Annotated in this window: 23 protein-coding genes; 15 read left to right on the top strand and 8 right to left on the bottom strand. The window is 44.0% G+C overall.

The window, feature by feature from the left end; all coding sequences use genetic code 11:
* Window positions 1-114: 114 nt before the first annotated feature.
* From KUV50_RS16485 to KUV50_RS16465, 5 genes are all read left to right on the top strand, one after another.
* Window positions 115-2,529, top strand: coding sequence for a penicillin acylase family protein (locus KUV50_RS16485; protein ID WP_222581288.1), 2,415 nt, complete (start codon window positions 115-117; stop codon window positions 2,527-2,529).
* On the top strand, window positions 2,526-2,891 hold the full coding sequence (locus KUV50_RS16480) for a hypothetical protein (RefSeq protein WP_222581287.1): 366 nt from the start codon (window positions 2,526-2,528) through the stop codon (window positions 2,889-2,891). The genes KUV50_RS16485 and KUV50_RS16480 overlap by 4 nt, the downstream gene beginning before the upstream one ends.
* 33 nt (window positions 2,892-2,924) lie before the next feature.
* Entirely contained in the window at window positions 2,925-3,260 is a 336-nt protein-coding gene (locus KUV50_RS16475; protein ID WP_222581286.1) for a hypothetical protein, read from the top strand.
* A 467-nt stretch (window positions 3,261-3,727) separates the two neighbouring features.
* Window positions 3,728-5,455 carry a gamma-glutamyltransferase gene (ggt, locus tag KUV50_RS16470; protein WP_222581285.1) on the top strand — a complete coding sequence of 576 codons (1,728 nt, stop codon included), beginning with the start codon at window positions 3,728-3,730 and terminating at the stop codon, window positions 5,453-5,455.
* A 16-nt stretch (window positions 5,456-5,471) separates the two neighbouring features.
* Entirely contained in the window at window positions 5,472-6,320 is an 849-nt protein-coding gene (locus KUV50_RS16465; protein WP_222581284.1) for an aminotransferase class IV, read from the top strand.
* Between the two features lie 202 nt (window positions 6,321-6,522).
* Here KUV50_RS16465 and KUV50_RS16460 read toward each other — a convergent pair whose 3' ends face one another.
* From KUV50_RS16460 to rplU, 3 genes are all read right to left on the bottom strand, one after another.
* Complete coding sequence (locus KUV50_RS16460; RefSeq protein ID WP_222581283.1) at window positions 6,523-7,839, bottom strand: MATE family efflux transporter; 1,317 nt, start codon at window positions 7,837-7,839, stop codon at window positions 6,523-6,525.
* A gap of 263 nt (window positions 7,840-8,102) precedes the next feature.
* Window positions 8,103-8,351 carry a 50S ribosomal protein L27 gene (rpmA, locus tag KUV50_RS16455; protein WP_222581282.1) on the bottom strand — a complete coding sequence of 83 codons (249 nt, stop codon included), beginning with the start codon at window positions 8,349-8,351 and terminating at the stop codon, window positions 8,103-8,105.
* Window positions 8,352-8,370: 19 nt separating this feature from the next.
* Window positions 8,371-8,676, bottom strand: coding sequence for a 50S ribosomal protein L21 (gene rplU, locus KUV50_RS16450; RefSeq protein WP_222581281.1), 306 nt, complete (start codon window positions 8,674-8,676; stop codon window positions 8,371-8,373).
* 443 nt (window positions 8,677-9,119) lie between these two features.
* Here rplU and KUV50_RS16445 point away from each other — a divergent pair, with 443 nt between their 5' ends.
* Window positions 9,120-9,476 (top strand): hypothetical protein, encoded by a 357-nt coding sequence (locus KUV50_RS16445; protein ID WP_222581280.1) that lies wholly within the window; start codon window positions 9,120-9,122, stop codon window positions 9,474-9,476.
* A gap of 98 nt (window positions 9,477-9,574) precedes the next feature.
* Here the strand turns inward: KUV50_RS16445 and KUV50_RS16440 are convergent, their stop codons facing one another.
* Together KUV50_RS16440 and KUV50_RS16435 are read right to left on the bottom strand one after the other, a co-directional pair.
* Window positions 9,575-10,708, bottom strand: coding sequence for a serine hydrolase domain-containing protein (locus KUV50_RS16440; protein ID WP_222581279.1), 1,134 nt, complete (start codon window positions 10,706-10,708; stop codon window positions 9,575-9,577).
* Window positions 10,709-10,969: 261 nt separating this feature from the next.
* A complete protein-coding gene (locus tag KUV50_RS16435) occupies window positions 10,970-11,311 on the bottom strand; it encodes an AraC family ligand binding domain-containing protein (RefSeq protein ID WP_222581278.1) in 342 nt (113 codons plus the stop codon).
* A gap of 236 nt (window positions 11,312-11,547) precedes the next feature.
* On the opposite strand from KUV50_RS16435, the gene KUV50_RS16430 reads away from it, so the two are divergent.
* Window positions 11,548-12,147, top strand: a complete 600-nt coding sequence (locus tag KUV50_RS16430; protein ID WP_222581277.1) for a superoxide dismutase family protein — start codon at window positions 11,548-11,550, stop codon at window positions 12,145-12,147.
* A gap of 1,060 nt (window positions 12,148-13,207) precedes the next feature.
* On the opposite strand, the gene pruA is transcribed toward KUV50_RS16430, so the two are convergent.
* Window positions 13,208-14,833 (bottom strand): L-glutamate gamma-semialdehyde dehydrogenase, encoded by a 1,626-nt coding sequence (gene pruA / locus KUV50_RS16425; protein WP_222581276.1) that lies wholly within the window; start codon window positions 14,831-14,833, stop codon window positions 13,208-13,210.
* Window positions 14,834-15,204: 371 nt separating this feature from the next.
* Window positions 15,205-15,660, bottom strand: coding sequence for a pantetheine-phosphate adenylyltransferase (gene coaD, locus KUV50_RS16420; protein WP_222581275.1), 456 nt, complete (start codon window positions 15,658-15,660; stop codon window positions 15,205-15,207).
* A 308-nt stretch (window positions 15,661-15,968) separates the two neighbouring features.
* Between coaD and lpdA the strand changes: the two genes are divergently transcribed.
* The 3 genes from lpdA to KUV50_RS16405 all read left to right on the top strand — a co-directional run bounded on the left by lpdA (window position 15,969) and on the right by KUV50_RS16405 (window position 19,990).
* Window positions 15,969-17,363: a dihydrolipoyl dehydrogenase gene (gene lpdA, locus KUV50_RS16415; RefSeq protein ID WP_222581274.1), complete on the top strand. Its 1,395-nt coding sequence runs from the start codon at window positions 15,969-15,971 to the stop codon at window positions 17,361-17,363.
* Window positions 17,364-17,851: 488 nt separating this feature from the next.
* Window positions 17,852-19,762 carry a peroxidase family protein gene (locus tag KUV50_RS16410; protein ID WP_222581273.1) on the top strand — a complete coding sequence of 637 codons (1,911 nt, stop codon included), beginning with the start codon at window positions 17,852-17,854 and terminating at the stop codon, window positions 19,760-19,762.
* A gap of 6 nt (window positions 19,763-19,768) precedes the next feature.
* Window positions 19,769-19,990, top strand: coding sequence for a hypothetical protein (locus tag KUV50_RS16405; protein WP_222581272.1), 222 nt, complete (start codon window positions 19,769-19,771; stop codon window positions 19,988-19,990).
* An 8-nt stretch (window positions 19,991-19,998) separates the two neighbouring features.
* Here KUV50_RS16405 and KUV50_RS16400 read toward each other — a convergent pair whose 3' ends face one another.
* The gene (locus KUV50_RS16400) at window positions 19,999-21,576 is read right to left on the bottom strand and encodes a hypothetical protein (protein WP_222581271.1); all 1,578 of its coding nucleotides are present in this window, start codon (window positions 21,574-21,576) and stop codon (window positions 19,999-20,001) included.
* Window positions 21,577-21,707: 131 nt separating this feature from the next.
* Between KUV50_RS16400 and KUV50_RS16395 the strand changes: the two genes are divergently transcribed.
* From KUV50_RS16395 to KUV50_RS16375, 5 genes are all read left to right on the top strand, one after another.
* The gene (locus KUV50_RS16395) at window positions 21,708-22,877 is read left to right on the top strand and encodes a 2-isopropylmalate synthase (RefSeq protein ID WP_222581270.1); all 1,170 of its coding nucleotides are present in this window, start codon (window positions 21,708-21,710) and stop codon (window positions 22,875-22,877) included.
* A gap of 12 nt (window positions 22,878-22,889) precedes the next feature.
* Window positions 22,890-24,284, top strand: a complete 1,395-nt coding sequence (leuC, locus tag KUV50_RS16390; protein ID WP_222581269.1) for a 3-isopropylmalate dehydratase large subunit — start codon at window positions 22,890-22,892, stop codon at window positions 24,282-24,284.
* Complete coding sequence (gene leuD / locus KUV50_RS16385; protein ID WP_222581268.1) at window positions 24,284-24,892, top strand: 3-isopropylmalate dehydratase small subunit; 609 nt, start codon at window positions 24,284-24,286, stop codon at window positions 24,890-24,892. The genes leuC and leuD overlap by 1 nt, the downstream gene beginning before the upstream one ends.
* A 291-nt stretch (window positions 24,893-25,183) precedes the next feature.
* Window positions 25,184-26,245, top strand: a complete 1,062-nt coding sequence (gene leuB / locus KUV50_RS16380) for a 3-isopropylmalate dehydrogenase (RefSeq protein ID WP_222581267.1) — start codon at window positions 25,184-25,186, stop codon at window positions 26,243-26,245.
* 78 nt (window positions 26,246-26,323) lie between these two features.
* Window positions 26,324-26,710 carry an RNA recognition motif domain-containing protein gene (locus tag KUV50_RS16375; RefSeq protein WP_261395334.1) on the top strand — a complete coding sequence of 129 codons (387 nt, stop codon included), beginning with the start codon at window positions 26,324-26,326 and terminating at the stop codon, window positions 26,708-26,710.
* The last annotated feature ends 136 nt before the right edge of the window (window positions 26,711-26,846 follow it).

Raw genomic sequence — 26,846 nt, 5'->3', positions numbered from 1 at the left:
CTCCAAAACAATTTTCCCTATTTAGGGGGCTTTCTTTATTTTGGAAAATAACAGGATCTCACTATCTTACAGCCGCCCAGTCAACGGCATTCCTATATATACAACCTTGACTTCATGAAAAACACTTGGATGTTTGTCATCTGTATGGCACTGAGCATCGCTTTATTGATTACGCTGTCCCGCCCGGTCAGCATCGGTGGACGAACGATTCCGGCTCTGGGCCATTTCTTAAATCCTTTTACTGGATTTTGGAATCAAGCAGAATCAGGCAAAGCGGGCAGTCACGAAAACTATTACAGTTCCGATCTTGTCGATAGCATACAGATCGAATTTGATAAAAGAATGATCCCCCATATTTTTGCACAATCAAGTGCAGAAGCTTTCTATGCGCAAGGGTTTCTTCATGCCAAAAACCGATTATTCCAGATGGATATTACAGCCCGAGCTATTTCTGGCAGATTGTCGGAATTATTGGGAGAAGAAACTTTGAATCGGGACATCTTTGCTCGACGCATCAATTTTCCTCAGGCGATCGAAAATAAATATCAAAGTTGGCAACGACATCCCGACATGATGGCACTGGCTGAAGCTTATGTAAATGGTGTCAATCACTACTTAAAAACACTTCCGCCGAAAAATTACCCGGTAGAGTATAAGCTATTGGGTGCTCAACCGGAAAAATGGACCATTCAAAAAACCATTGCTATTACACTGTCCTTAGCTGCTACGCTCAATCTCAATCTTCAGGATTATCCCCAAACCAATACCATGTGGGATATCGGTCCAAAAATGTATGAAAAACTTTTCCCCTTGTTTCCGGATTCCCTGCTACCTGTGGATATTGAAAAAGAGACCTATCCGGATTCGGTTCAGACGCTTGATCCACAAAGCTATCAGGGGTTCAACTATCTGAAGGATCAATTGCCACCAGACCCTGGTCCTGGGATCGGGAGCAACAACTGGGCAGTACGTGCAGCCCTAACCAAAGATTCTTTTCCAATTCTGGCCAATGATCCGCACCTTCGTCTTAGCCTGCCCAGCATATGGTACGAACTGCAAATGCATACCCCGGAATTTACAACCCACGGTGTCTCTGTGCCTGGAATGCCTTCCATCGTAATTGGCTTTAACAAACACATTGCCTGGGGCCTGACCAATGCCCCTATTGACGTACTGGATACTTATAAAATAAAATGGAAAGATAAAAACCAGGGAACCTACCTTCTCGATGGCAAAGAAAAAAAAGCCAGGCTGCGAAAGGAAATTATCAAAATCAAAGGAGAGCCTCCTCATACGGAGGAAGTGTATGACACCTACTGGGGACCTGTATTATTTGACAATTCCACGCAAGCCCGGCAGGATATTGCAGTCAAATGGATGAGTGCATTGCCCCATGACAAATGCGATATGCGCACGCTTTACGGGTTGATGAGAAGCAAAGATTTATTTGATTATCAGGCAGCATTGGAAAGCTTTTATGCCCCTGCACAAAATATTATTTTTGCATCTACGCAGGACTCCATCGCCATCACTGTCCAGGGCAAATTCCCCGTCAAACGCCCGGGCCAGGGACGATTTGTTCTGGATGGAAGTCTAACCTCTAACGATTGGCAGGGCATCATACCCATGGATGACCTTCCCCGGATGATCAATCCGGAGCGTGGTTACGTCCTGTCTGCGAATGAATGGTCAACCTATCCCGAATACCCCTATTATTATTCTGGCCGGTTCGATCAATACCGAGGACGGGCGATTGATTATTTTTTGCGTTCTGATCACTCATTAACCGTAGAAAAGATGAAAGCGATCCAACAGAGTAACTTCAACTTAAAAGCTGCAGAAGTCCTACCTGTGTTAATCGACCATCTATCCGTAACTACCTCTGAAAAACCACTGATCGATAGTCTTCGCAACTGGGACTACTATTATGACCCGGACTCACCCCTACCGACAATCACAGAACTATGGATCGAACAATGTAAAAAATTAACCTTCGATGAAATCTCGTCCATCGATTCGATCTCCATGTTGACACCAAATACATGGCGTTTACTAGAATTGCTTCAAAACCCCTACGATCCCATTTTCGACAGATTGAGCACACCCGAGTCCCGGGAATCAGCACGTGAAATAGTCCAGGCTTCCTGGGATGTTGCACATCGAATTTATACTGGATTTTCACCCACCGAACGCCATTGGGGACGCTACGCCAGTCTTTCCATCGATCATCTACTGGGCATACCAGAATTCTCCAGACAAAATCTTTATACCGGCGGAAATGGTAATACCATTAATGCCATTACGCGGACCAATGGACCGAGTTGGCGTATGATCGTAGAATTGGGTAAAGACAGCGTCACCGGGCACGTGATTTATCCCGGCGGACAATCGGGCAACCCCGGCTCGCCATACTATGATAATTTTTTGGATGATTGGCTTTCGGGCAAATACTATGAGGTTTCTTTAGCACCAACACCGACTAAGATCAAACAATCCATTCATTACTCCATCTATCTACTACCCCAATGAATAATCTATTAAAACTCGTCTTATTAATTTGTGGGAGCTGGTTATTTGCGTTCAATGTTGACTGGCGATTTTCCTATCTGCTCCCATTTATCCTAATTTTGTTTGTTCCTCACAAAAAACTTTTAGTAGATCTCACGCTTGGTTTCATCAGTATTTTTTTGGTTTGGTTGACGGCTGCTCTCATTATTGATGGTGGAAACAACAGTATCTTATCTACACGACTCGCTAAAATATTTGGACTGGCAAATGGACCGACGCTCGTTGTATTTTCAGGAATTCTAGGTGGTTTTATTGGTGGCTTAGGGGCAGTAACTGGTCACTTTCTCCATAATTCACTCCAAAAAACGAACGATAATGATTAGTGATTCGTTCTAATTTTTAAGCGATCAAAAAAAATGAATAAAGACAGACACCAACACCGAAGAAAAGAGCGGACAAAACGAGCTTTCAAAAAAAGTTTGGTTTCGTATGTACTGATGCTTTTATTTTTTGGATTTTTATTTTTACGGGTGGGGGTGCCTTCTTTTGTATTTTTCATCGTGGCCATTCCCATGACGATCTCCATTATTCATAAATATATCGACACTTTTCAAAACGATGAAGCCGCTTTCTCCGATGACGACATTCCGTATGAATCAAGAAAAAGTGAGGAGGAATGGACCGACGATACGTTGGATCTTGAAGATTTCAAAACATTGAAAAATGAATGGAAAGACTCAGATTTCGTATAGATTCTCAGCGCCTAAACATTAACATATTTTCAAATATTTTTCAACACAACCAAGGTTGGCTTAGTTTTTGTTATATTATGAATTAATATAATTTAGCTAAGAATTATGTCAAACCGGGCTGGGGAGAGGCTGTCCCAAAAACCTTGCTAGGACCCACCCGGTTTTTTTTTCAATCCTATCCCGCTTTATTCACCACGTCAATCTGGTATGATACATACTAGGCAGTTCATGAATTGCTTAAATTCCAAAATTGGGCATATGACATAGCCCAACAGTGGGTGCCGTTTTACTCTGGCGGGATAAGCACCGCATTCCACGTAGCAGCATTGATTTCTAGGTTTGACTCATTACACTCGGTTTTGTGTCGTGATCAGCAGAATAAAAATGGGCCGTGAATAATTTGCGTTATATAGATATTATCTTGCCTGAAACCTATAACTTTACGATCAGATAAATAAAACATTACTATGCTTTCACGATCATCTTTTATTCTATTTAGACTGTTATTCTCCGCTCTACTCGGTCTTTTTATCTTGTTGGTATCCGGTTGTAGTACGATAAAAACCACGCAGCTTCCTACGGGACCGACTTCTACCGAAGATATGGTGGTAACAGCCTCGCCCGATGCGACGAAAGTAGGCAGCCACATTCTTGCTCAGGGAGGGAACGCCGTCGATGCTGCCGTAGCTGTTCAGTTTGCCTTGGCTGTCACCTATCCCCGGGCCGGAAATATAGGTGGAGGTGGATTTGCAGTGGTTCGCTGGCACGATGGAGAAAGCAGAACGCTGGATTTTCGGGAAAAAGCATCGCGACACGCGTCGCGGGATATGTATTTGGATGCGGATCAAAATGTGATTCCCGGTCTGAGTCTTCGAGGTCATCTGGCTTCAGGTGTCCCAGGTTCGGTCCAGGGGATGTATGAACTACACCGATGGAAAGGTGTGCTTCCCTGGCAACAGGTCATCCAACCAGCCATAGATTTAGCAACAGAAGGGTTTGAGATCACCGCAGATCAGGCCCAGGTATTCAATCGTTATCAGGAAAGGTTTTTGGACATCAACCACCATGATATTCCGCTCACTAAAAAAGAGGGCTGGAATGCCGGCGATCGATTGCAATTGCCTGATTTGGCCGCTACCCTCGAAAGAATCCGGGATCAGGGACCTGAGGGTTTTTATGCCGGCAGAACGGCGCAGCTCATCACCCAGGAAATGGAATCAGGGGGTGGTCTCATTGATTATGAGGATCTGAAAAGATACCAAGCCAAATGGCGACTTCCACTCAAAGGAACATTTCACGACTATTCAGTGATTACCATGGGACCTCCCAGTAGTGGGGGCGTTGCCTTAATTCAAATGCTCAAAGGCCTGGAGCAATTTAAGCTGAATCGATACGAACACAACTCGGCACCCTACACCCATCTTCTGGTGGAGGTAGAAAAGCGTGCCTATGCAGATCGGGCGACGTACATGGGTGATCCTGACTTTGCTCCGGTACCGGTGGATTACCTGATCAGCGATGCCTATATCGACGAACGAATGGCTGGAATTGATAAAGAGGTCGTCACGCCCTCTTCGGACATCAAAGAAGGAAACGTGGAGGTTGTAGAATCAGTACAGACAACGCATTTTTCCATCGTGGATAAAGCAGGCAATGCGGTAGGCATTACGACCACAGTAAATTCATATTTCGGCTCAAAAGTATGGGTGGACGGGGCTGGATTTTTTCTCAATAACGAAATGGATGATTTCTCGGCCAAGCCCGGTGTCCCTAATCAGTTTGGGTTACTCGGGAATGAAGCTAACAGCATCCGGCCTGAAAAAAGAATGCTGAGCAGCATGACACCGACCATCCTGGAAAAAAATGGAGACCTATTTATGGTCGTAGGCAGTCCCGGTGGCTCTACCATTATCACGACGGTTTTGCAAACCATTCTCAATGCCACGGTTTTTGGGATGTCCATGCAGGAAGCGGTTGACGCCAAACGGTTTCACCACCAGTGGATGCCCGACATCATTTTACACGAGACCAACACCTTTTCTGATGCCGTAATGAATGAGCTCAAACTAATGAATTACACCTTCCAAGACCGGGGAAAAATCGGTCTGTGCGACGCGATTATGGTACATGAAAACGGGGTATTGGAAGGCGGTCCGGATTCCAGCCGGGGGGATGACACCGCTATTGGCCACTAACAACCTAATATTTGCAATGGATACCTACTGTCTTCTCAACAATGAATACAAGAAAACATCAGAACCCCTGCTCAAAGTCAACGACCTGGGACTACTGCGGGGCTATGGTGTTTTTGATTTCTTCCCTATTCAAGGAAATCACCCTGTTTTTTTCAACGATTATTGGAACCGGTTTCGGAATTCAGCACTGCAGATGCGGTTGCCGTTCGAATGGGAGTACGATCCATTTATGACCCGGCTCTATGAGTTGATGGATAAAAATAACAGAGCGGATGGTTATTGCCGCCTTCTTCTTACCGGCGGCTATACCAACACTGGCTTTCTGCCTGATGGACCTGCCAACTTTTTGGTCATCACCCAAGGCCCGGTTCCATATATCGAAGAAAACTATACCCGGGGCATTAAGTTAATCACAATGCAATATACGCGCGAACATCCACACATAAAATCCATCAATTATATGACCGTATTACTGGAGCGTGATCGGATACGTAATGAGGACGCAACGGACGTACTGTACCTTTCCGAAGCGAATATCACCGAATCGTCGCGTTCTAATTTTTTTATTATTGACGAGAAGGGTATTTTAAAAACACCACAGCATGACATACTGGGTGGAATTACCCGAAGCAAGGTCCTGGAACTAGCTCAGGATTTCATGGAAGTGGAGGTCACCGATCTAACGCTGGAGGATGTCAAGAAAGCCCGGTCTGCCTTTATTACCAGTACAACCAAAGGTATTATGCCGGTAACAAAAATCGATGATTTCAGCATCAATGAAAGTCAGATCTCACCTGTTATCCACCAACTTCAGAAGGCATTAAAAGACCTTGTAAACCAGCATCTTGATGAACTTAATTCTTAAACACATTCAAACAGACCGGAATTTAGGTGGATTAAAACCTTGAAAACGACTCGATTTCAGATCAAAATTCCAAATACTATAAACCTGGTTGCGTCGGCACATGGGCTATTCAATCATGGAGTCCCAAATTAATCATCTCCTCTGAGAACAGCTCACCAACCTGATAAACCTTATAAACCTTGTCAACCCAAACAAATCAATATCACTTCATCTCCAATCCTTTCCGCCAATACATCCAGGTCTGCACCGCTCCCCGGGCAAACAGGAAGACCGTCAATGCCAGAAATAAAGAATGCAAACCCAGGGTATCTTGAAATAAATAATACCCCACGACAAATACAATGCAAGGCAGGATCATCGCATTGCGCATGGACCGGGAGGCCGTCAATCCGATAAATATTCCATCCCAAATGTAAGATGCAAAACCGAGCAAAGGAATCAGTATCATCCACAACCGGTAATCCATGCCAGCCATTATGACATCCATTTCATTCGTGAATACCCGAAAAAGTCCCTGATAGAATACCCCATACATCGCAGCATAGAGCACAGCAAACAACAATCCCCATGCAAATATAAGTTGGATCGCCTTTCTCGATGCCAACTCATCATGAGCTCCGGCATACTTCCCGACGACACTCTCCGCCGCAAAGGCCATTCCGTCGACGCCATATGACATCCAGTTGATAAACTGCATCAAAACCACACTGACCGCCAATGACAATACACCAAATGTAGAAGACTGACTATAAAAGAATCCAAAAACAAGCGTAAGCAACACAGTTCGAATAAATAAGTCTCGATTCATCAATAGAAATCGATGGAAAGTATCCATGTGGAATAATCTGCTCCACCGGATACGAAATGTAATTCCCCGGTATTTTATAAAAAACAATACCGCTCCAAGCGCACATCCAAAATACTGCGCAGCTACCGTCCCCAGAGCCACACCACGGATCTCCATCCCCTGATAGTTGACCAGATAAAAACTCAGTCCTATGTTGATCACATTTACTGCAGCTGTGAGTATCAGCGGATAAATAGCATTTTGCATTCCGAAAAACCACCCTGTAATGGTCAGTAAGGCCATATAGGCTGGTGCAGCCCAGATCCGGATAAAAAAATAGGATTTGACCATCTCAATCTGACCGGGTTGAACCTGAAGTGCCAACACCGCCAGATCCGACAGTGGGTTTTGAAATACAAATAATACCAAAGCGATCGCCAAACCAAGAAGCAAGGCGCGCCACAAAGTGTACATGATTTGTTCAAAATCTTTGGCCCCGTACGATTGGGCGGTGAGTCCGGTCGTTCCCATCCGTAGAAAACCGAAATTCCAATACAAGAAATTAAAGATCATGGAACTTAGACCGACCGCTCCCAGGTGAGCCGCTGACAACCGTCCCATCAAAGCAGTATCGACCGTGCTAAGCAAAGGGACCGAGATATTGCTAATGATATTGGGGAGAGCCAGGGCCCAAATTTCTTTGTTCAGGCGAAGAAAGAGTTTTGATTTCACACCTGTCTGATTTTCAGAACTGTTGAATGTATGATCACGAAGGTAAATATTTTCGTATGTAGGAGAAATGAAACGATCGTATATCTCACCGACGACTATTCAAAATAATAAGGGCTGAACGCAGTCCAAAGGTCATAGAAAGGTAAATTCCAACACAATGACGCTATGTATCTCGGCTCAATCCTCTTCTGCTCAGCCACAAAAAAAAAGAGCCATGAAATGAATCATCGCTCTTCTTATTTCTTATAGTATCATCCCATGGGTCAGACCACGTGGACGAAAGTACGATTGAGCCGTCCTTTTTTGAACTGGATGGTTCCGTCTGATAACGCGAATAAGGTATGATCTCGTCCCATGCCGACATTGTTACCGGCGTGGAATTTGGTTCCGCGCTGACGTACAATGATGTTGCCGGCTATAGCTGCCTGACCACCATACATCTTCACACCCAACATTTTCGGGTTACTATCTCTTCCGTTGTCCGTACTACCTACTCCTTTCTTGTGTGCCATAATTCTAAAATTTTATTTTTTACGCAATCGTATCAATCTTCAATTTGGTCAATGCCTGGCGATGCCCTTTTTTCCGACGATAGCCCTTCCGTCGCTTTTTCTTAAAGACGATCACTTTATCATCTTTCAGGTGCTCTATCACCGTGGCTGTTACGCCAAGATTGAGTGTCGGAGCTCCCACCTGTACATTGTCACCGTCTGCAGTGAGGTGTACCTGATCCAGGATTATTTCATCTCCTTCTTCAGCGTCAATCCGGTGTACGTAAAGTTCCTGACCTTCAGTCACTTTAAACTGTTTTCCGGCAATAGTTACAATCGCAAACATATATTATCGAATTAAATTTTTACAAATTAGTCTGCAAAAGTAAGACTATATTTTTTAATAAGCAAATGTATATAAAACATTTTATGGCTCTGAATCTCAAGTTTTTTGTTGAGTCGCGCAGAGACCACGCTTAAAATCCATCATGGATCAAGATTCATGGGCCTTACTACCTGAAGACACACTGAGAACATCCCCGTACTACTTTAAATTGACTTTAGCCACTGAATGAACTCAGGCGAAAGCTCTAATCGTGTCCTTCGTTTTACTACAGCAAAGATAGCTCTATGGATTTACCTCTCCTCTATCCGGTGCCGATTTCCATTTTACTTTATTCGATCTCAAGTAAGCACAGCCCTTAAAAATATGATAAAATCAGGTCGTTGCTTTTTTTTGGCACACATTCTCAGTACCTTATCAGGTTCAACAAACACTTTGACTAAGATATGGAAAGCAATAAAGATAAGAAAAAACCAGACGCCCCGGACTACAAGCCCTATCCAAAAAAAGAGGATATCTACAACAAGGAAAAAGAAGTGCCACTTAATGAAGATGTAGATCCCACCGAAAATACAGAGGCTGATGAGCGGGCTATACCGTTGGAAGACTTTCCGCCGGAAGTTCGTGATCAAATCAAAACACCCGAAGATGACGACTGGAACACAGAGAATTTTGACACCGATCACTCCGGTGATGATCTGGACGTTCCTGGATCAGAACTCGATGATGAGGAAGAAAAACTGGGAGAAGAAGATGAAGAAAACAATTATTACAGCCTGGGCGGACCACGGAAAAAGTCTTAATTTTTAGTGCTATTGATTAATTTTAATAGGTAAATGGTGCATATTGTGTTGTATAATGACCCAATACCGCCGTGCACATCCTCAACCATTGACCATTATTAATCCACCATTGCTAAAGCGCCGTCCACGTACATATATATGTCCTCCAACTGTAGTCGTGGTGGATTGTCGTCTTTTCGATATTTTTGACCGATCCGGCAAATAACCAGGTCTTTAGAAGGGATTACAATCACATATTGTCCCAGGTGGCCGCGCATCAGATAAAAGGGTGTGCTGTAACTATCGTCTAACCACAATCCGGCTCCATATTGCGGGCTTGCAGCAAATCCGACAGTGCGCATTTCTTTCAAAAAATCTGAAGAGATCAAATTTTCTCCCGCCCAGTTGCCTTCCTGAAGAAAAAGCTGCCCAAATTTCATAAAATCACGGGCCGTGGCATGGATGCAACAATAGGTCTTTTCGATATCGGAAGCTTCATCAATGGTCCAGTGCGCATCCTGTTCCATTCCGAGCGGCTTCCAAAACCTTTCGGACAAATAGTCACTTAAAGACATCGGAAGAACCTGGTCCAGAATCATCCCAAGCAGTTGGGTGTTTCCGCTTTGGTAATTAAATTCTTTACCCGGTTGTTGGAGAATTTTACGGCTCAGAATCAGTTCCGATAGACGATCCCCATAATAGGCATCCGTTGTTTCATTGAGGGGTAAATAATAATTTTCTTTCCAATCCATGCCCGAACTCATCCGGATCAGATCACGAATTGTCAGGTGGTCAGCCTGTGGATAATTGTATTGTGGAAAAAAAGTAGACACCCGTTGATCCAGCCCTGCCAAATACCCGTCCTCAATGGCCTTCCCGGCCAGCAATGCCACGATGGTCTTGGCTATAGAAAATGAATTGGATAATGTATCTTTCGAATGGTCGTCGTAATAGGACTCATGAACCATCACACCATTCTGAGCCACTAAAAAAGCAGAGGTTTTCATATTGGCTAACTTTTTTGCAAAGTCACTACTCAATTGGCCCATCTCCTTCCGAGGTTCAGTGGGCCAGGGCAATGCTACACCTCCGAAAATCGTCCGACTCTTGAAATCTGGCAGGTCGTATATCGTGGCCGTCCGATGTCCGCGAAGGATCGTCAGTCGAAAGGCTTTAAAAAAATAAGGAAAAAAATAATGGAGCACAAACAGAAGTAGAATCGTAACTACCAAGGAAATCCCAACAATTATCATAGTATTCCAGTAATTTATAAGTAATTCTTAGCGCTGTCGTATGGAGCCAACAATGTTTTGATGAATAGAACAGTCTCTGCATTGTATCTTGCTATTGAACCACACTGTGCACGTGATTTGTTTTTTATCATCTACGAAGGTAACAAAGAATACATATGAAATAGGACCTTTTCCAGCCATATACAAAAGACCGATGGAAATCGACCTAGGATTTATGCTATGTATCTTTCTTAAGGATTGCGTCAAATCAATAAAGCGCACCTAGAGATCAAGGACTTTACTGACCCGATCTTCAGCATCAAACTTATTCAGAGTCAGACGAATCATACTCTGTTCTTTCGCGATAAGATCATGGGGAACACCGCCGGGTAAAGCCACGATACTTCCTTTGGAAAGGTCATGACGTTTCCCATTTACCCCAAAATCAATTCGGCCTTCGATAATCTGTATTACAATGGGAAATGGGGTTTTATGCTCCTTCATCTCGTGGTTTTCCCGCATCAAAATACGGATTTCTTTCGTAAAATCCGTATTCAGCATCACCTTGATGGCTGGCCGTGTATCGTGGTATTCAATATCTTTCAATAAATTATTTGCCTTCATTTTTCTTCCTTATTTAGAATGATTAAAGATAATTTTTGCAGAAGCCATCCATTTTTTAGCGTTGAATTAGAGCACTGAAAAGTTCTCTACTTTTTAATTCTTAACGATTATTAATACAACTTAACATCATATCTCTGAGCATAGGCAACTGTTAAGCCAATTGTAATAATTTGGTTACTTATTTAAATTATCGTACTTTCATTTATAATTTTGGAGTAAACAAAAAATATTCAGCTATGAAAACGCTCAATTTAATCTTATTATTTACCATTGCATTATTTGTTTCGAGTTGTCAAAACAACGATAATGGCAATGAGGATACCGATGAAGAAGTCATGGATACTGAAATGACTGCCGATAACACGGATGAAAGCGCTACAAACAACCAAGAACTTATCATCACCCTGGAACCTAAGAGCGACAGCGATCTTTCAGGGACGGCTACTTTCACCCAGTCCAACGGACAAGTACATCTGAAGGCGACCATAAATGGTTTGTCTGAAGGAGAACATGCCATTCACATTCATGAAACTGGGGATTGTTCCTCTGCAGATGGAAAATCAGCTGGAGGACACTGGAATCCAACAAACGAACCCCATGGCAAATGGGGAAGTTCAGACGGGTACCACAAAGGCGACATTGGCAATTTCACAGTTGACGCAAATGGGATCGGTCAAGTTGACTTCTCAACGGATGAATGGTGTATTGGATGCAATGATCCACAGAAGGATATAGTTGGGAAAGCACTCATCATTCATGATGGGGTGGATGATTTCACCTCCCAACCGTCGGGGGCAGCCGGCACGCGTGTTGGCTGCGGGATCATCGAGAAGTAAGAAAAAGGCGACCTTGAACTGAGGAGTATATCATTTCCCATCCTATAAAGATTCACTTCAAAAGCGAAGGCCTATACGGTAACAGGTATAAGCCTTTCTTTTTTATACATAGTGCTCCGTTTCATAATTCATTCTGGTTAATGCTGGTCCTTTTTTGTGCGAATCTGCGTTGCAAAGCCTCGCCTTCACCCCAGCTTTGGCTACATTTTGACGCCTTGACTATCAGAAAAATGACCTCAGAATTAGTCCACACAACATATAAAAACAGAGCACTAGTAACTTATTGAGTTTGGAGTCTTGGAGAGCATTTAACCCGGAAAATTCATGGCTTTTGATTTACCTACCTGGCGTTGATTATTGTTTTAATGGCAGTTCGACAGGTGCAGATATGAGTGAATACAGTCTCGGCTCGCCCGAGACCTGAGGTAGTGAATCTACCTCTGATGAAGGAACCGAAACATCCTTGTTTCGGGCGGGTACGCATTAATTGCATTTAAAAAACTATAAACATATAGCCTCAGGAATAGTATTCTATTTCAAGGAGTTCGTATTATGACCGAATGTAGTCTCATCTCGGCAAAGCCGAGCTGGAACAGAAAGTTCAGTAAGACTGAGCAAAATCTCGCCATGGGCGAGATCGAATGTGGTCAATCCACATACGGTGAAGGACCCAAAAATGTCCTCATTTTGGGTGGGTAGGATGAGAGAACCGACCTATCCCCGCCTGGGCTGTGGGAGGGTTCTGTCCCGAGGATAAGGTATGAATCAAAAGTCAAACGTCACCCCAAATTGGGCTATGTAATATGTCCAATTTTGGATTTTAGGTAATTGATGCCCAATGTATTATGCCTCATAACAAATTGACGTGATGAATAAAGCGGGATAAAACAACGTCTACGATCAAATAACCTGAATGTAAGTCTTCTGTAATGGCAACATCACATTAAATTCAGATTTGGCAGTACTCCGGGCCGCTCCATTATTCCCATCCGAAACGTTGTCGCACCGACACCAAAGGCCGGTATATGACCTTTGGGCTCCCTGGTCATCCCAACTCCTATTATTCCTCCATAAACGGATACCCATAATCCGAAGGTGGGGTAAAGTTTTCTTTGATAATGCGCGGGCTGATCCAACGATATAGATTGAGAATAGACCCCGCTTTATCATTGGTTCCGCTGGCCCGGGCTCCTCCAAAAGGCTGTTGGCCTACCACGGCACCCGTGGGCTTATCATTGATATAAAAGTTCCCCGCGGCATACTTTAACCGGTCCTTCGCTTGGTTGACAATAGCTCTGTCCCGGGCAAATATAGCGCCCGTTAATCCGTAAGGTGAAGTACCATCGACCAGGTCGAGGACTTCATCAAATTCATCGTCTGCATAGACATATACGGTCAATACCGGTCCGAAAATTTCTTCTTCCATGGTCTTAAAATTCGGATCGTCCGTCAGAATCACGGTCGGCTCTATAAAATAGCCATCCGTTTTGGAATATCCGCCGCCAGCAATGATTTCAGCCTCATCTGAGGATTGGGCATAATCAATGTATTTGGCGATTTTATCAAAAGCTCGTTCATCAATCACAGCGGTCATGAAATTGGTAAAATCTTCCACGGATCCCTGTTTGATAGTTTGGATCTGCCTCAAAAAATGTTCTTTCACTTCATCCCAAATGCTTTTGGCGATGTAGGCTCTGGATGCTGCTGAACATTTTTGGCCTTGAAATTCGAAGGCACCCCGGGTTAATGCTGTTGCCACCTGGATCGGCACAGAAGAACCATGGGCTACTACGAAATCTTTCCCACCGGTCTCTCCGACGATGCGCGGATAATTTCGATAGACATCCAGGTTTTCATTGATGATGTGCCACAGAGATTTAAAAACTTGGGTACTCCCCGTAAAGTGCAATCCGGCAAATTCGGGATGCGAAAACACTTTATCACCCGTCTGCGGGCCGTCCGTATATATGAGGTTGATCACACCATCAGGCAATCCCGCTTCACGGAAGGCTTCCATTACAAAGTGCGCTGCGAAGATCTGGGATTCCGCCGGCTTCCACACCACGGTGTTTCCCATCAAAGCAGGTGCCGAAGGCAGATTGCCAGCAATGGCCGTAAAATTAAACGGTGTAATCGCAAAAACAAAACCTTCCAAAGGCCGGTAGTCCAATTGGTTCCATATACCTGGATCACTATTTGGCTGATCTTGGTAGATCTGTGTCATGTAGTATACGTTGAACCGAAGAAAATCGGCCAACTCACAAACAGCATCAATTTCGGACTGATACACCGTCTTCGATTGTCCGAGCATAGTAGATGCATTCATAATATCCCGTTTGGGGCCGGTAATGATTTCTGCAGCTTTCAAAAAAACAGCAGCCCGTTCTTGCCAGGGTGTGGCCGCCCAATCCGCTTTGGCCTTTAAGGCCGCTTCAATAGCCTGCTCCACATGTGATTCGTCTCCTTTATTGTACACGCCAAGCGCATGGTCGAGTTCGTGCGGTGGCGACATCTTCATTTTTGTATCGGTAAACACCTCTTTTCCATCGATGATCATCGGATGATCCCAATCTTTGGCCTTCATCGCCTGAATGGCTTCCAACAAGGCCTCTTTTTCATTGCTTCCAGGTCGATATTCACGGACCGGCTCATTGACGGGGTATGGTGGTTCAAAAATTGCTTGCATAGATATTTGTTATTGGTTATTCGTTATTGAGTTATTCGGTTATTGGTTATTGGTTATTGGTTATTGGTTATTCGGTTATTCGGTTATTCGGTTATTCGGTTATTGGTTATTCGGTTATTCGGTTATTCGGTTATTCGGTTATTGGTTATTGGTTATTCGGTTATTGGTTATTCAGTTAATGGGTATTCATCGTGTACCTCGACTTAACTCGGTGCCCCTTTCACTTTGAGGCAATGGGTTTTCTTTGTCAGCTGTCGCCTTAACAAAGATGGTATACTCCCCTATCCTTTCTCCTCTCCCCTTTCCCCTTTCCCCTTCCTCCTTTCCCCTTCCTTGTCTTCCGAAGCTATATAATAGCTCAGGAAGATTCCTTAAAGCTTAATTTCCGGTGGCAAAAACTGACTGGCATCCCCGCCTCCCTTAATAATCTCACGGACGATCGTGGATGAAATGTGGGAGTACTTCGGTTGACTAATCAAAAAGACGGTTTCCAAATGTTCACCAATCGTACTGTTCACTTGGGAAATCGTTTTTTCATAGTCAAAGTCAGATGAATTACGCAAACCCCGGATCAAAAAGTGGGCATTAATCTTTTTGCAAAAATTCACGGTGAGGCCTTCAAAATGGTCGACAGTTATTTGATCATCATCAGCAAAGACGGCCTCTAACCAAGCCATGCGCTGATCAAGGTCATACAATGCCTTTTTGTTCTCATTGATCCCGATGGCCACGACAATTCGATCAAACAGAGGTAGTGCCCGATGCACTATTTCTATGTGGCCTGTGGTAATGGGATCAAAAGACCCGGGAAAAACAGCTATTTTCATTATGTCATGTATTGGTTCGTGAATTCATCTAACGTCCTCCCCACTTCTTGAATTATTTATCACACCGGTGAATTTTGATTTCATATCCATCACCCACTCATTATAAGAAATGTGTTTTGGAACACCAAATTAATTCCCAATTCATCCACGGTAAGATTTGAACTGGTCGGTTGCCGGGCCAGGATCATTTAAAAATAAAATACAGATACAGTGATTTTTTTCAGGGATAGCTCGGGATATTTTACAGAAGCAGAACTGAAAAGGTTATATTTGCGACATTTTTAGAATGAACCTAAACATCGTTTAATATGAAATATGATCTAATAGTCATCGGAAGTGGACCCGGAGGATATGTTGCTGCTATAAGAGCTTCACAGCTTGGCATGAAAGTGGGCGTGGTAGAACGTGAATCACTGGGGGGAATTTGCCTCAACTGGGGTTGTATCCCAACCAAAGCACTTTTAAAGAGTGCTCAGGTTTATGAGTATATGCAACATGCCGATGATTATGGATTGGAGATAAGCGATAGCAAACCCAACATTAACAAGGTCATCGGACGAAGTCGTGATATCGCAGGTTCTATGAGTAAGGGGATCAATTTTTTGTTCCGAAAAAATAAAATCGATGTTATTGAAGGACAGGCCCGGCTTATATCCAAAGGGAAAATAGAAGTTGAAAAGGACGGCGATAAGAAGGAATACGAGGCGCCAAATATCCTTGTGGCCACGGGTGGAAGAAGTAAAGAGCTCCCCAATCTTCAAATCGATGGTAAAAAGATCATTGGATACCGGGAGGCACTGGTTCAAAAAGAAATTCCGAAAAAAATGGTTATCGTCGGCGGTGGAGCCATCGGTGTCGAGTTTGCTTATTTTTATCACACCATGGGATCGGAAGTGACCATCGTTGAATACCTTGACCAGGGACTGCTTCCCAGAGAAGATGCCGATATATCCAAAGAGCTGGGTAAAGTTTTCAAAAAAGCAGGCATCAATGTTCTCGCTTCGACAAAGGTGAATGAAGTCAAAGAATCAGGCGATTCGCTCAAAGTCGAAATCGAAAATGTCAAAAAAGGAAAAAAAGAAGAAATAGATTGTTCGATCGTATTGAGTGCGGTCGGCATTACACCCAACACTGAAAACATCGGTCTGGAAGAGGTCGGTGTGCAGGTAGAGAACGGTCTGGTGGCGGTCGATGAGTACTATCGCACCAATGTGGACGGAATCTATGCCATTGGAGATATCGTACCCGGACCTGCGTTGGCCCATGTGGCCAGCGCAGAAGGTATTATCTGCGTAGAAAAAATCGCCGGAGAAGAGCCTACGCCTATGAATTACAACAACCTTCCTTCCTGCACCTACTGCATACCAGAAGTCGCTTCTGTGGGTTATACAGAAGAACAAGCCAAAGAAAAGGGGTTTGACATTAAAGTGGGTAAATTCCCTTTTACCGCGTCTGGTAAAGCAAAAGCAGCAGGAGCGCCCGAAGGCTTTGTCAAAGTGATTTTTGATGCCAAGTACGGCGAATGGCTGGGTTGTCATATGATTGGGTACAATGTTACGGAAATCATAGCTGAAGCAGTAGTCGCCCGTAAACTGGAAACCACTGGTCATGAAATCATCTCCAGTGTGCATCCGCATCCCACTATTAGCGAAGCTGTCATGGAAGCTACGGCAGCCGCTTATGATGAAGTTATTCATCTATAAAATGTAAGGACGCTGCGCTTTGGGTATGGGTTAGTGGGGCGCTGTGCTTTTGTTGGTGGATAGTTCCGAGCCTACAGCTCTCAAATTACTTCGACCTTAGTTCCCACCGGTTGAAACCGGTGGCTACCACATAGGATCGAGCCTATGGCTCTCTTTCAAGGCGGTGCACAAACAAAATGGTAAAATAAAGATTGTTTTACATCCAAAGTTTACCTCCCGTCGCAAAGTTTATCTCCCGTGACGAAGTTGGGAAGCAGGAAGGCGCAGCATCCCAAAAGCGGAGCGTCCCAAAAGCAGAGCGTCCTAAAAGTGCAGCGTTCCAAAGCGCAGCGTCCCAAAAGCAGATCGTCCCAAAAGCGGAACGACCCAAAAGCCGCGCACGCCACCCTACTTTTCATTTTCTTAAATAAAGGATCAATCACAATTTCCTTTGGTTTTTTTGAGTAATTTCGGCTCGCGATAAAGCGATGTTTTAAACAAAAAAACCCATGAACGTTTCAAAACACTATGCCATCATCGCATTCGTTTTATCCATTGTTGCATCTGTTAATGCACAGCCCGTGCGAAGCATCGATGGCAGAGGAAACAATCTGAAGAATCCGAGCTATGGTGCATCGTACCAGCCCGTCCGGGTATTAACATCACTGGACTACAGCAACGGGATCAACAGCCCTGCAGGATGGAATAGAACCAATGCACGTACGGTATCCAATGAGCTCTTTGATGCACGCCAGAGCCCTGCCCAAAAATCTATGATGACCAGCCTGGTATGGGCATTTGGCAAGTTTATAGAACACGACATCGCTTATTTGGAGCGCAACAACACCGATCAGGTCCACGTAAAGATCCCGGAATGTGATCAGTTTCTGGATCCGGAATGCAGTGGTGCGCAATATTTGGTATTCCCTAGAGTCACCCCCATTCAGGGAACCGGGAATACTTTAGAAAATCCACGAAATGTAGCCAATCTCAATACTTCATGGATAGATGGATCCACCATATATGGATCTGATTCTCTGACTGCCGGCTGGCTGCGATCTGGAAAAAATGGCCAACTAAAAATGTCTCAGGGGAGCATGTTGCCATTCAACACACGGACCGGTACCTTGAACGGTGCCGCTGATCCGGATGCACCCCGGATGAGTATGCCGATTTCCGGCGAGAACCGGCATTTCATCGCCGGTGATCCCCGTGCTAATGAGAACCTTGTGGTATTGGCTCTCCACACCTTATTCGTCCGCGAACACAATAGGATCTGCGATGAATTGATTCAAAATTCACCCGGCCTCACCGATCAGCAGGTATATGAAAAAGCCCGAAGTATCGTGGTCGGTACGATACAAAATATAGTATTTAATGAATGGTTGCCCGCCATCGGCGTAGAATTGGGTCCCTACCGCGGTTACAACCCCGAGATCAACCCGACTATTTCCAACGAATTTTGTGCAGCCGGATTTAAAATATGGAATACGCTCCAAACCAATCACATCCCCCTTATGGATGACCAGTGCCGGCCCCACAGATTGGGATCACTGCAATTCAACGACCTGATGTACAATCCATTATATATCCTAAAAACCAACCTAACTCCCCTTTTCAAGGGACTGGCTGTTACGCAGCAACTCGAGCGGGATGAACATGTGATAGATGAGATACGGAATTTTGATTACAAACGAAACGGAATTCAGATCAAATCTGATTGGATTACAAAGGATATAATACGCGGTCGCGAAAGGGGTATTCCCCATTACAATGCTTTGCGACGCGAACTGGGATTGGCTGCTGCAGAATCGTTTTCGGAAATAACCAGTGACAAAAATATCCAAGCGAAACTGGCCACTGTATATCAAGACGATATTAATAACATAGATGCGTGGGTCGGCCTGATCCTCGAAGATCCTTACCCACATTCTATACTCGGAGAAACCATGAGCATGATTTTGACCGACCAGTTCTCCCGACTGCGGCATGGCGACCGCTTTTATTTCGAAAACGATCCGATGCTGTCCGAACAAGACCGCCGCGCCGTCCGTCAAACTTTTTTGGCGGATGTGATTCGTCGCAACACTGGATTGACCTTTCTTCAGGATGAAGTCTTCACCTACCAGCTACATTGTCTGGAAGCCGAAGTCAGTAAAAACCACATGGCCGGTCTGGTGTTCCCCAATCCTGTTGGCAAAGAGATGGATTTATCAGTTTTTTCCCGAAAAAAAGGCCGCGCATCCATGGTGATTCGAAGCACCCTGGGCAATGTGATTGACCAATCGTTTATCGATCTAACTCCGGGCCTAAATCTTTTACATTGTGCGGTGGATAAGAACCTATCGGCGGGTTTATATGTTATACAAATCACACAAGGCCAATCTGTTGGCGTAATTAAATTTATTAAATCAAATTAAACCGTTGTGAAGATCACCAAAAACGACTGGATGACCCTGATCGGGTTTTTATTATTTATGATCGGTATGCTTTCGCTAATTCTTTCCGTGATCGGTATCCACTTTATTTTTTTAAAGTTTTTGGAATACTGGGGAGCTCTGATTGGTGTGTTGTTCAAGATCTTTCTCATCCTGGCAGGGTTTGTCCTGATCTTTCTTTCAAAATTGCATTATCCAAAAAAATCGTAAACCCCGAGTTAATTAGAGCGGTGATCATCTTGCTTCTCCAGAAATTTTCCACGGATAACTTCTTCGACACTCCGTTTTTCAACCTTACTCTGGAGCCAGGATAAAATATCAAGATATAGAAAAAACCGTTTCTCGATGGGATCATTTTGCAGGATCTCCAGGTCAGACTTTAATTCTTTGAAATGATCTCGGACCTCCAGCAGTTTCATATTGGGCAGTTTACGCAAAAAAGCAAAAATGGACTGTTGTACCTTTTGAAGTTCTTCCTTTTTCCCCAAAAACCGGTACACAGACTTGACCTGATACTGCAGCAGCCGTTGATTGCCTAACTCATAATGTGATATCAAATTTAATATACGGGCATAACTTTGAATATCCGTGCGGATGTCATAGGATTTTTGATTGATGATCAGGTTCAAGAAGTCTATGGCACGATCAAAGTCTCCGCCGCCAAAATACAGACATGCAATTTTATAATAGAATACGATAATGCGATGTTGATCCCAGTTGTAGGGATTTCTTTCCAACAACTCTATCAATTCAGGCAACCAAACCCATGACTTCTGGAACTCTCCCTGCATGGTATACGCATCGATCTTATGCAGATAGAAATACAGGTAGTACAGCCCCTCAATATTTGATCTTTTAGCTTTGAAAAATTTTTTGATTTCGCGAAATTGTTCGAATTTCTCCCGAAACCGATTGTAGCTGTTTAGGAAAAATAAGGCATTGCAGATATTGTGAACTGCTTTCATATAAATGGCCAGATTCACCTGCTTCATCTGGGGATACTCTTCAAATGCATGAACAAACTTGAGACAATGTCGGTAGTAATTCTGAAAATCCTGGACGATGTAATAGTACCACATGTAGGCCTGATGAAAATAAATCCGCTCATAAAAACCAGCTTTGGACAGATCCAGATCCTGCATTCCATGATAAAAATAACGGGTCAGTTTTTCCTTTTCTTCATAATCTTTGATATACCCATACTTCAAATACCAATCATATAACTGCAAGGATTTATTGGACCAGTACGTTGTCTGCCTGATGTGTTCGAAGATTTCATTGGATTGTTCTGAAAGGTTATCCGCCCGGTCTCCAATGCTGTGTGTGATGTATTGACTCTCGATAAATTTTTCAAATTGAAGAAAATTTCCCAGTAGGAAATACTCCTGCAGTTCGATGGCCTGGTCCTTACATTTTTGAAGTTGATCCAAACTTTGAAAATAAAGCCCTTTGTCGTATAAAATCCGCGCAAAATCAAATGATTCCAGGACATGATAGATATCCATCCGATCATACAAATGACGCAAACTTTTCAGTATGTGCCGGTAAAGACTTGCCCGAATGTTGGGTAATTGACTTCGTTTCAAGCCCGGAACGACCCGTAAAATAACTTCATCATCAAACGATTTGCGCTTGTTGACTTCCGAAAAAACCTGGTAATACAGGATCTCATCCGAGTTACCAGCGCGATTTACATAGAGACTAAAAGCCCTCTTTTCGGCCTTAGACATGGAAAGGATAAGCTGTAGAAGTGTATCGGATTTCGTGCTGGACGTTGTATTCCTGGATTTTATCACAGTCTGATATTCAATTGTTTACAATATTTATGCCTGGATCACGGTTTGTAAAGGCATCTGTGAATTACAATGAACAAACTCATCGTTATGTTTATTTTAGTAGTGTAATAGCATACAAAACTAATGGATCCATGGCAAAAGTACACATTTTTGACACTACACTAAGGGACGGAGAGCAAGTTCCAGGGTGCAAATTGAATCAAAATCAAAAAATAAAACTGGCACGCCAGCTCGACCGGCTGGGAGTGGATATTCTCGAAGCAGGATTTCCCATTTCTTCCCCAGGTGACTTTTCTTCGGTTCAGGCAATCGCAGAAACGGTCAAAAACAGCATCGTTTGCGGTTTATCGAGAGCCGTAAAGAAAGACATTGAAGTAGCCGCTGAAGCACTTAAAAAAGCAAAACGCCCCCGGATTCATACCGGCATCGGAACTTCGGACAACCACATCAAATATAAATTTCGAACCACGCCGGATGTCGTGCTTGAACGTGTCCATGAATGCGTTTCCTACGCCAAAACATTTGTGGAAGATGTCGAATTTTATGCTGAAGATGCCGGTCGAACAAGCAATGAATTTTTGGCTAAAGCTTGTCAGATTGCTGTAAATGCCGGAGCAACCGTGCTCAACATTCCGGATACGACCGGCTACTGTCTGCCGCACGAATATGGTGAAAAAATAGCCTATCTGGTGGCGAACGTCACTGGGCTGGAACATGTTCATATCTCGACCCATTGCCACAATGACCTGGGTCTGGCAACCGCAAACAGCATCTACGGGGTGATCAATGGCGCACAGCAAATCGAATGTACGATCAACGGAATCGGGGAACGTGCAGGGAATACTTCCCTGGAAGAATGCGTGATGATTCTGCACCAGCACAAAGAACTAGGTTTTTACACAGATATAAAAACTCAGTTGTTACTGGAAACCAGCAAGATGGTTTCTGAGGAGATGGGAATGGTCGTTCAACCCAACAAAGCGATTGTTGGCACCAATGCCTTCGCACACTCCTCCGGGATCCACCAGGATGGGGTGATCAAAGAACGATCCACCTATGAAATCATCGATCCGGCTGAAGTGGGTGTTGATAAATCATCGATTGTTCTGACCGCACGAAGCGGAAGAGCCGCGCTCGCATTTCGCCTAAAAGAAATCGGATTTGATGTAACCAAACTCGAGCTCGATGCACTATATGATCGATTCTTGCAATTAGCCGATGTGAAAAAAGAAATAGACACGGACGATCTGCATTTTTTGATTGAATCAAAAGAAGAGATCTACGCCGAATACTCTAAATAATTTAAAACTTCTATGAAGCATAAAACTTTATTTGACAAAATATGGGATGACCATGTGGTGGAATCTGTGGATGATAATCAGGACATTCTCTATATCGACCGCCATTTCATCCATGAAGTGACCAGTCCGCAAGCATTTTCAGGATTGCGGGAACGCGGTATCCCCCTTTTTAGAAAAGAACTGACGATCGCCACAGCAGACCACAACGTCCCGACGATCAATCAACATCAACGCATTACTGAACCTTTAAGTCGAATCCAAGTAGAAACACTGACCAAAAACTGCGAGGAATACGATGTGGAACTCTATGGTCTGGGCAATCCCAATCAAGGCATTGTACACATCATTGGTCCCGAGCTTGGTATCACCCAACCGGGGATGACTATCGTCTGCGGCGACAGCCATACTTCGACGCACGGTGCTTTTGGGACCATCGCATTTGGTATCGGCACCAGCCAGGTAGAACAAGTATTTGCCACACAAACACTTTTGGTTAGCAAACCCAAGCGAATGCGTATCAACATTGAGGGTACACTGGCTGACGGGGTATATTCCAAAGACCTTATTCTCTACCTGCTATCCAAGTTAACCGCGGGAGGAGGAACAGGCTATTTTATAGAATATGCGGGTTCAGCGATAGAAAAGCTGAGTATGGAGGCCCGTATGACGATATGCAATATGAGTATCGAAATGGGCGCCCGCGGTGGACTTATCGCACCGGATGAAACCACCTTTGAATATATCAAGGGACGGGATTTTGCACCAGAAGGTGAAGAATGGGACAAAGCCATGTCCTACTGGAAATCCCTAAAAAGTGACCCCGAAGCGGTTTTTGACAAAGAATATCATTTTGACGCAGCAGATATCGAACCGATGATTACCTATGGGACCAATCCGGGTATGGGGATTAAAATCTCCCAATCAGTCCCAACACAAATCGATTCTGCAAAACCCGAATCTTTCCAGAAATCCTTGGAATACATGGGGCTGACTCCGGGACAGGAACTTCAAGGCCTGGCCGTACAAAATGTATTTATTGGCAGCTGCACCAATGCACGGATTGAGGATCTGAGAATTGTTGCTGCAGTAGCAAAGGGTCAAAAAGTTCATCCCGATGTTCGTGCCATGATCGTACCCGGCTCCCAGCGAGTACGCAGAAAAGCGGTTGAAGAAGGTTTGGATAAAATATTGTTAGATGCAGGATTTGAATTCCGGGAAGCAGGCTGCTCAGCGTGTCTGGGTATGAATGAAGATAAGATTCCCGCCGGAGAATACTGTGTTTCGACCTCCAATCGAAACTTTGAAGGACGACAGGGTCCCGGTGCCAGAACGTTTTTGGCCAGCCCTTTCACCGCTGCTACTGTAGCGATTCATGGAAAAATTGTTGACGCAAGAGATTACGCATAATGGAAAAAATAGAAATTTTAAAAGATACGGCAGTTCCTATGCCGATGGAAGATGTAGATACAGATCAGATTATCCCTGCCCGCTTTTTGAAAGCTATTGATAAAGTGGGTTTTGGCGATAATCTCTTTTATGACTGGCGCTATGATAAAAACAATGAACCCAACCCGGACTTTATTCTGAACAATCCGGTGTATTCGGGACGCATTCTCGTAGCTGGTAAAAATTTTGGATGTGGTTCCAGCCGAGAACATGCGGCGTGGGCATTGTACGGGTATGGATTCAGAGTAGTAATATCTAGTTTTTTTGCAGATATATTTAAAGGGAATGCTTTGAATAATGGCATACTACCTATTCAGGTGAGCCCCGATTACCTGGACTTACTACTCACCCGGATCACAGAGAATCCGGATACAAAAATTGTGGTAAATCTGCCCGAGCAATTCATACAAATCAACGGGGAAGGAGAAAAAACATCCTTTGAGATTGATGACTATAAAAAAATGTGTCTGCTCAATGGCTATGATGATATCGATTATCTGCTCAGCCTGAAGGATAAGATCCAAAAGTTTGAAGAAAACAGGACCTATACGCCAGCTCCACTAAAATAAAGGCCAAAACTAACCTGTCAGCGTCTGGAACCAATAATATAGAGGCTAAATTTTGTCCGAATAAATATTCTTAGCTTTTTGAATTAATGTGACCTGACAGTGTTTTGAGAAGAGGGTAAAATAAAACGCTGACAGGTCACAGCCAACACGAAAACTAATAAACACCATTAATAAAACCTCATCCCAAAACTACTTCAATACCAGACGCTGTCAGGTTAATATATGATATAATAATAGCGGAGGAATAAAAAGAGAGGAATAGGAGGATAATTACGAAACAAAAACATAAAAATGAATAAAAAAGTAGCCGTTCTACCGGGCGATGGAATAGGACCGGAAGTCATCGAGGAAACCAAAAAAGTACTCCATGCCATCGCGACTAAATACAATCATACATTTGAATACACCGAAGCCGACGTCGGAGCCATTGCCATCGACCGGCATGGGGATCCATTACCAGACTCCACGTTGGAGATTTGTAAATCTTCAGATGCGCTGCTGTTTGGTGCCATTGGCGATCCGAAGTACGACAACGACCCCAATGCCCCAGTTCGACCTGAACAGGGGCTTCTGAAACTTCGAAAGGAGCTCAACTTATTTGCCAATTTACGGCCCATCTTGGCTTTTGATGCTATACTGCATCTGTCTCCCTTGAAAGAGGACCGGATCAAAGGCAGTGACTTTATCATCTACCGGGAACTGACCGGAGGTATTTATTTTGGCGACAAAAAAGAAGACAATGGAGAGGGCGTAGCATCCGACCTATTGATTTACCATAAAGAAGAAATACGACGAATAGCCCGGTTGGCATTTGAAGCCGCCAAAAAACGACGCGGAAAAATGACGTTGGTTGACAAAGCCAATGTGTTGGCCTCTTCCCGGCTGTGGCGCAAGGAGGTTCAACAATTAGCCAATGAATACCCGGAAGTTACACTGGATTTTTTGTTCGTGGACAATGCTGCGATGCAAATCATCCTCCGGCCCAGCCAGTTTGATGTTCTGTTGACTTCCAATATGTTTGGAGACATTATCTCGGACGAAGCTTCCGTGATCAGTGGTTCCCTGGGGCTCTCACCGAGCGCATCCATCGGTGATCAATACGCCATGTTCGAACCCATTCATGGGTCATACCCGCAGGCCAAAGGTAAAAACATCGCCAATCCGATGGCAACCATATTGTCCGGTGCCATGATGCTGGAACACTGGGGATTGATGAATGAAGCTGAAAAAGTGAAAGAGGCGATAAACAGAGCGCTGGATGAAAACATAGTCACAGAGGATCTTAACCCCGCTACACCGCACAAGACATCGGAAGTGGGTTCCTTTCTGTCAGAATATATTTTGAATCATTAACACAAATATTCCGATAAATAAAGTACCTTTGAAGTCCAGTAGTATAAATAACCTGCCTCTTCTTCGATGTTTTCCTAGATGGTGCTTAATTATTTAGCTGCCAAAAATGTATTTTATTTTTTATTAATTAATTTTATTATGAATATTTTTATTGCAAAACTGAGTCCGCAAACTTCCGATTATGAATTGGAACAAGCGTTCAGTGAATTTGGGCAGATCAAATCTGCGCGAGTCATTATGGACCGCGAAACAGGTAATTCCAAATGTTATGGTTTCGTAGAAATGTACGAAGAAGAAGAAGCCAAAGAGGCGATCTCAGCCCTTGATAACTCCGACCTTGATGGCAACACCATTGTCGTAAAGGAAGCTAAACCTCGCGCACAGCGTGGAGGCGGCGGCGGTGGTCACCGTGGTGGTGGCGGTCGCGGAGGCTACAACCGTGGTGGTGGAGGAAATAGATATTGAATTCACACAGAAATGATTATAAAAACCCTGTCTTCCCCGACAGGGTTTTTTTTGTCCTACCTAGACGACCTGTTCCAATACTACTCTCAGCATAGAACTGAACCTTCCCGCCCCCCTATTCACTAAATACAATTTT

Source organism: Membranihabitans marinus, assembly GCF_019802045.1.
Lineage (GTDB): Bacteria > Bacteroidota > Bacteroidia > Chitinophagales > Saprospiraceae > Membranihabitans > Membranihabitans marinus_A.
The sequence above is the reverse complement of the archived record's forward strand: the minus strand, read 5'-3'. Positions and strand labels throughout refer to the sequence as shown.